The 6,068-nt window shown below is 38.1% G+C and carries 5 protein-coding genes and 1 pseudogene; 1 reads left to right on the top strand and 5 read right to left on the bottom strand.

The window, feature by feature from the left end; all coding sequences use genetic code 11:
- Positions 1 to 663: 663 nt before the first annotated feature.
- The 3 genes from nanQ to G322_RS0116910 form a co-directional block, all read right to left on the bottom strand.
- Entirely contained in the window at positions 664 to 1,134 is a 471-nt protein-coding gene (gene nanQ, locus G322_RS0116920) for an N-acetylneuraminate anomerase (protein WP_022942892.1), read from the bottom strand.
- A gap of 519 nt (positions 1,135 to 1,653) precedes the next feature.
- Positions 1,654 to 2,544: an N-acetylmannosamine kinase gene (locus G322_RS0116915; protein ID WP_022942891.1), complete on the bottom strand. Its 891-nt coding sequence runs from the start codon at positions 2,542 to 2,544 to the stop codon at positions 1,654 to 1,656.
- Positions 2,541 to 3,248 (bottom strand): N-acetylmannosamine-6-phosphate 2-epimerase, encoded by a 708-nt coding sequence (locus G322_RS0116910; protein ID WP_022942890.1) that lies wholly within the window; start codon positions 3,246 to 3,248, stop codon positions 2,541 to 2,543. The genes G322_RS0116915 and G322_RS0116910 overlap by 4 nt, the downstream gene beginning before the upstream one ends.
- Before the next feature lie 270 nt (positions 3,249 to 3,518).
- Between G322_RS0116910 and nagA the strand changes: the two genes are divergently transcribed.
- Positions 3,519 to 4,673: an N-acetylglucosamine-6-phosphate deacetylase gene (gene nagA / locus G322_RS0116905; protein WP_022942889.1), complete on the top strand. Its 1,155-nt coding sequence runs from the start codon at positions 3,519 to 3,521 to the stop codon at positions 4,671 to 4,673.
- Between the two features lie 147 nt (positions 4,674 to 4,820).
- Here nagA and G322_RS0116900 read toward each other — a convergent pair whose 3' ends face one another.
- Both G322_RS0116900 and G322_RS24920 read right to left on the bottom strand, forming a co-directional pair.
- A complete protein-coding gene (locus tag G322_RS0116900) occupies positions 4,821 to 5,693 on the bottom strand; it encodes a MurR/RpiR family transcriptional regulator (protein WP_022942888.1) in 873 nt (290 codons plus the stop codon).
- Positions 5,694 to 5,814: 121 nt separating this feature from the next.
- Positions 5,815 to 6,068, bottom strand: a pseudogene (locus G322_RS24920) (ISAs1 family transposase); the annotation flags it as partial.

Genomic DNA, 6,068 nt, shown 5'->3' with positions numbered 1-6,068 from the left:
CATGTACTGACTACCTCCGCACAACAGGAACTGGTAGTGAATTTAAAAGAGAGGAATAGAGTTATTATTGATTGCTTAGGGGCAATATATCAAAAAATTTATTCCTGAAAGCATGATGGTTTATTCCTAAAATGGGTGCGGAATGTCAGTTATAGGTTTTCGAGCAAAGTAATGGATGTAAGCACGTAAAAATTGTGATAATTTCAGTATGAGCAGTTGTTCTTAAAGTATGTTTGTCAGAATTACATATTTTACCAACTGCTCACTTGTTTTTGCTACAAAATAAATCATCTCTCACTTATTAGGCGAAGGTATTATTGATAGCAATGACAGTAAATAGCGGGTCTATTTTTCTGGTTAAAACTAGCGCGGGTAGTGTAATTGGGTACAGTCAACTTAACAGCTCCGCCATTAATTATGTAACCTCAGTTATGGATAAGAAAAACGATACAATACGCTATTTCCGTGAATTTCTGTGTTAAATCATCGACCAATCGCTAGCTCTTGCAACGATGATTTTCCTTGAACTCTGCAAAACTAACGGCACCGTATAATATAAAATTGTAACTTCATGATTATTAAATGTAATAACGCTTCCATTAACCAAAATTGAGGTTCATTACTGACTGAATTTTACATATTTTATCTGATAACGGGTATAAGTCAGCTCAGTAGCTTTTTATGTACTTTAATGACAATTTTCTTGAGGGGTTGGCTGTGGTTAATAAGACAACCCGGTTTATGAGGTTGCCCAGGATAAAACACAACAAACATACGTGGAGTAAGTATTAACTCGCTTCTTTGTTGCATTTCACTGACTAAGTAAAAATCATTCTCAGCATCGTATTCTGTGGCAATAGCATTTTTTTCATTGCTTAGGCTAAATTCAATTTTCTCTTCACCGCTAATTAAACACTGCACATCAATATATTGTTTATGTACTTCTGCTTGTTTCTCACCTGCATGGCCTGTTTCAAAGGCCATGACATTAGCAAACATACTATCTCCATCAAGTTCATGACGACCTAAGTCTAACGCTTGTAAGTCAGTAGTCGTTAAAAAATCAATTGCAACTTGAATTGCTTTAGGTAATAACGGGTAAAGCTGTTTATCTTCAATGTGACCAAAAATCATTTTTTCTCCTATGAGAGCTTACACCCTCATCATTTATAAAGTGGCTTATCAACCTACGGTTAGTGATTCAGACATTTCTTTTTTTCATTTTTGAACAATGGTGACATCCATACTCCGACTATTACGACCATCAAGGTCCTGATTACGCTGTAGAAGAAGAAATTAAAAACGCCATACTCTTTTCACTCAAATTACCACTGAAAGGCTTGCAACAATATCAGTAATTGCACGTTTTTCATTAGCGATACGGAAGAAGATACCGAACATAAACAATTCTGTCATTGGGTCTCTCACAAGACATAATAAGCCATCAAGCGCATTTCAAATCTCACTTTCATTCATCTTCAGCAGATAAGTTGGTATTGACACACCTAATAAGCCAGCAACCCAACCGGGAAGACGGCCATTGTTTTGACAACACGTGAAATAAACACTGACGTCCATAATTACAGCGAATATAAGCCAGTGATACAATATAATTCATTGGACCAAATGCATTGGCTTTCATAGAAAATCTTTCTATGAATTAGTTTCAACTGAATACTGATTATTTGCCCACTGCGCAACACCGACTAAACCAGCATCTGCAGCGCATTGTGCGCTAATAACGTGGCTTTGGTGTGCCATTGGCATTTGAGATAAATATTGCCGCACTATCGCCAAATAACCTGTTGCAAGGCCGACACTGCCACCTAATTTTACCAGTTCAAGGTCAAGACTAATAGTGAGGTCGGCAATCAAGTTAGCAATCACCCGTGCTGACTGATGTATTATTTTTTCAGCTTGCAAGTTGCCTGCTAAGAATTTTTCAAAAACAAACTGTCCCGTACACAAGTCACCCCAAATGTCTTTCCCTGCATTCGCGATGGCAGTACCCGATGCAATACTTTCAACACAGCCTCGACGACCACAGCCACAAACAGGGCCATTTGGATCAGCAAGCATGTGCCCGGCATGACCCGCAACACCTCTAGAACCAATAAGCAATTGATTGTTAATAACTAACCCAGTGCCAACGCCAGTTGAAACTGTAATAAAGGCCATATTACTGATATTGCTTGTATGCTGATATTCGGCCCAAGCAGCCGCCTGAGCATCATTAATCACAAACACAGTAAGCTGGCTAAGATGAGCCACTGTTTGTTGCAGTGGATAAAGGTTCAAGCCTCCTAAATTATCTGGGTTTAATGCCTTTAAAATGCCCTTATCAATAATACCCGTGCTAGCAACCGCAATATAATCTGCTTCACTTAACAATGGCTGTATCATTGATTTTAATGCCTCATCCATGGCACTTGTTTTACTTGAACTCGGTGTTTTCATTTGAGATCGTTTACTCACAACTCCATTACAAATAAGCGCAGCTGCTATTTTTGTGCCACCAATATCAATTGCTAAACAAGTGTTCATGCGGCATCTCCAGATTGATTTTGGCGACCTGAATCTACCGCCGTTTTAAACCAACCACAAATATGTTCAATGCGTGTTATTGCAGAGCCAACGGTGACACAAGATGCACCTGCTTGCATTGCCGCATGTGCTAATTCAGGCGCGTTGTAACGGCCTTCTGCCATCACAAAACAACCATGCTGGTTTAAGCGAGTAACAAGTGCGTAGTCGGGATCTTTTGGTGTACTTTCACCAGTATAACCAGATAACGTAGTACCAATAATCTCTACACCTAAATTATGACAAACTATGCCTTCGTCATAATTAGAGCAATCAGCCATCACTAAACAACCTAGCTCATGAATTTTTTTTACCAATAATTCAACACTGACATGACGAACGCGGTCTGTAGCATCAATTGCAATAATGTCTGCACCTGCTTCTTTAAGCGCAATGACATCATCAATAAAAGGGGTAATACGAACAGCGCTATCTTCAAGATCGCGCTTAAGAATGGCAATGATAGGCACGTCAACTAAAGGCCGTGTTGCCTTTAAGTTTTCAATTCCTTCAATACGTAAAGCAGTAGCGCCACCAGCAATGCATGCTTGCGCCATCGCAGCAACAATCTCAGGTTTGTCCATCGGACCAAAATCTACAGGCTGACAAGAAGCCACAAAACCCTGCTGAAGTGCATCAATGCAAGCTTTCATGTGATTATACATATACGTAAAACTCCACTATTAAGTTAAGAAACAAAGTATAGCTCCATAATTACAGACTGGAGTTTAACTTCAACAAAGCTAGATTAAAAACGAGACAGAGATCCCATTTAATTAATCCACATTGATAAAATAAACTATTTTTGTAATAATCATTGTATTTTTTACTCTTTAATGAGTAGTTTTGATATAAACACAGAAAACACGTTGGAGTCAAACTCCGATACTTTGTAATGTAATCATTACATCTTTCTTATATTTGGAGAAAGTCCCATGCCAGGCAACATAATAGATAACAATAGCCATTTTGCTTTTACACATATCGATATATTTAATGGCGAAGAAATATTAATAGATCAATATTTAGAAATAAAAGATAATTGTATCGTGGCAATAAAAGCAATGCAGGATGTTCAACAACTAACCATTGCACATCAAAATGCACAAGGATTATTAGCCACTGCAGGTTTTATTGATTTGCAGTTAAATGGCTGTGGTGGTGTATTACTCAATAGTGATACTAATCAGAAAACATTAGATATCATGAACCAAACCAACCTAAAATTTGGTACCACACAGTATCTACCTACTCTGATAACAAGTTCCGCAGAACAGATGGTTGAAGCAATCGACTTAATTGCCTCTTTAACTTCCCCTTTAGCGCAAGGAATTTTAGGCTTACACCTTGAAGGCCCCTTTATTAATCAGCAAAAAAAAGGCGCACATCAAGCACATTTCATTCGTCAGTTAGATAAAGAAACAGCATATTATCTGGCACAACATAATGCTTTTATTAAAGTAATTACGATCGCACCCGAATGTGTCACTCAAGAGGTTATTAATATTCTTGCTGAAGCGGGCATTATTGTCTCTATGGGCCATAGCAATGCAACTTATCAACAATTAGAGGAAAAACAAGGCATTCAAATGGCTACTCATTTATATAATGCCATGAGCCCACTAACATCAAGAGAGCCTGGTGTGGTTGGTTATGTGCTTAACCACAAACCACATGCAGGCATTATTGCTGATGGTATTCATGTCGATTACGCAGCACTACGATTAGCACATGACCATTTAGGTGAGAAACTGTTTATGGTCACCGATGCCGTTACGCCTGCAGGTACTAATCTGACACATTTTGATATGGCAGGCACAGAGGCCTTTGTGACTAATGGAAAATGTCATTTTGCAGATGGCACTATTGCGGGAGCCGCTATTACCATGCAACAAGGTCTTAAAAATTTGATAGAGTTTGTGGGTATCAGTCGTGAAGAAGCGTTACGAATGGCCAGCTTGTATCCAGCGAAAGCAATCAATATCGACCATCAATATGGTAAAATAGCGTTAGGATACAAAGCAAATATCACTTTGTTAAATGAGAAAAATGACGTAATTGCAGTCTATCAAATGGGTGTAAAAAAATAACCTGCCAATAATAGCGTGATACATAAAATTTCGATTTAGAACAACTAGGCTTCAATTTTATGCCGAGTATCTCGGCACAATTTACCTTGCTGACTTTGCACGTGAAGCATCATCGGCATACAAACGGAGCGATTAAGTCGCTCTTTTTTATTTTTGTAAAGCTCGTGTCGTTTTTAGTTTATTACCCTGAGCAAAATCAATATCGTGTTTCACTAACGAAGTATATATGAGGTCCAATACAAATAATTGTGAGACCTTAGTACCGATAGAATCCCCTTGTAAATGGCCTTGACGGTTACCATTCACCAAAACATGATCCGCTATTTTTCCCAAATCAGAGCGCGGGTTATGTGTAACCGCAATGGTTAAAGCACCGGATTCTTTGGCGAGTCTAATGGCTTTAGTTGTCTCATCTGAATTACCCGAATGACTGATCCCGATAGCAATATCGCCAGGTTCTAATAATGCTGCTTTCATATACATAAAATGGTTATTCGTTAACGCATCCACATTTAAACCAATACGCATAAACTTGTGTTTAGCACTTTCAGCAACCAAGCCAGATGATCCAACACCAAAAAAGTATAACGCTTTTGCTTTCGTTATCTGCTCAGTCGCATGTTCTAAGGTATCAAAGTCGAGTAAGTTGATTGTTTCTGATAATACATTCTCAATACTTAATTTTAGCTTCTGGCTAATAATTTCTGCGTTGTCTTCAGCGGTAACATCGGTATCAAATATTGATTTCTCTTGCTGATTATTATTTGCAAGCTCAATGGCGAGCTCCATTTTGAATTCTTGAAAACCTTTAAAACCTAAAGTACGACAAAAACGAATAATAGTCGCATCACCCGCATTTACATTTTGTGATAACTCAGCAATTGATTGTTTACTGACTTCACTTGCATGATTTAATACATAATCTGAAATACGCTTAGAGGAAGGAGTCAGGCTATCGTACAAGCTACCAATCGTATCAATAATCTTACCCGCTTTTAATGTAGAGCTCTGAATTGACATAATGCACCTATGTAGAAAATATAAAATGATTATCTATTATGCCACAACTTAGAACAGTTACGAAGTTTCACTCCAAATATTCACTAGTTGCATCAGGGGCGGATTACGCTTTGTATGAATTTCATCCAAAAAGTACTTCAGCCCTAAAATCCTGATCCCAACAAGCTCGTTGCATCTTACCTGCAACACTATCTTTGAAAGAATTATCTTTCACAAGCCCCAGTAAAGCCCTCCTAAAAGTACATAAATTTCGAGCGCCATCATCAGCATAGATTTGACATTCATCTTCTCTGAAAGTGACATCTAATACCCAGTGTTGGCTATTTTCTATTGACCAATATTGACGAATATACCCCGCAACAGATTTTATATCAT

This window comes from Psychromonas hadalis ATCC BAA-638, assembly GCF_000420245.1.
Taxonomy (GTDB): Bacteria; Pseudomonadota; Gammaproteobacteria; order Enterobacterales; family Psychromonadaceae; genus Psychromonas; species Psychromonas hadalis.
This window is presented reverse-complemented; position numbering and strand designations above follow the sequence as displayed.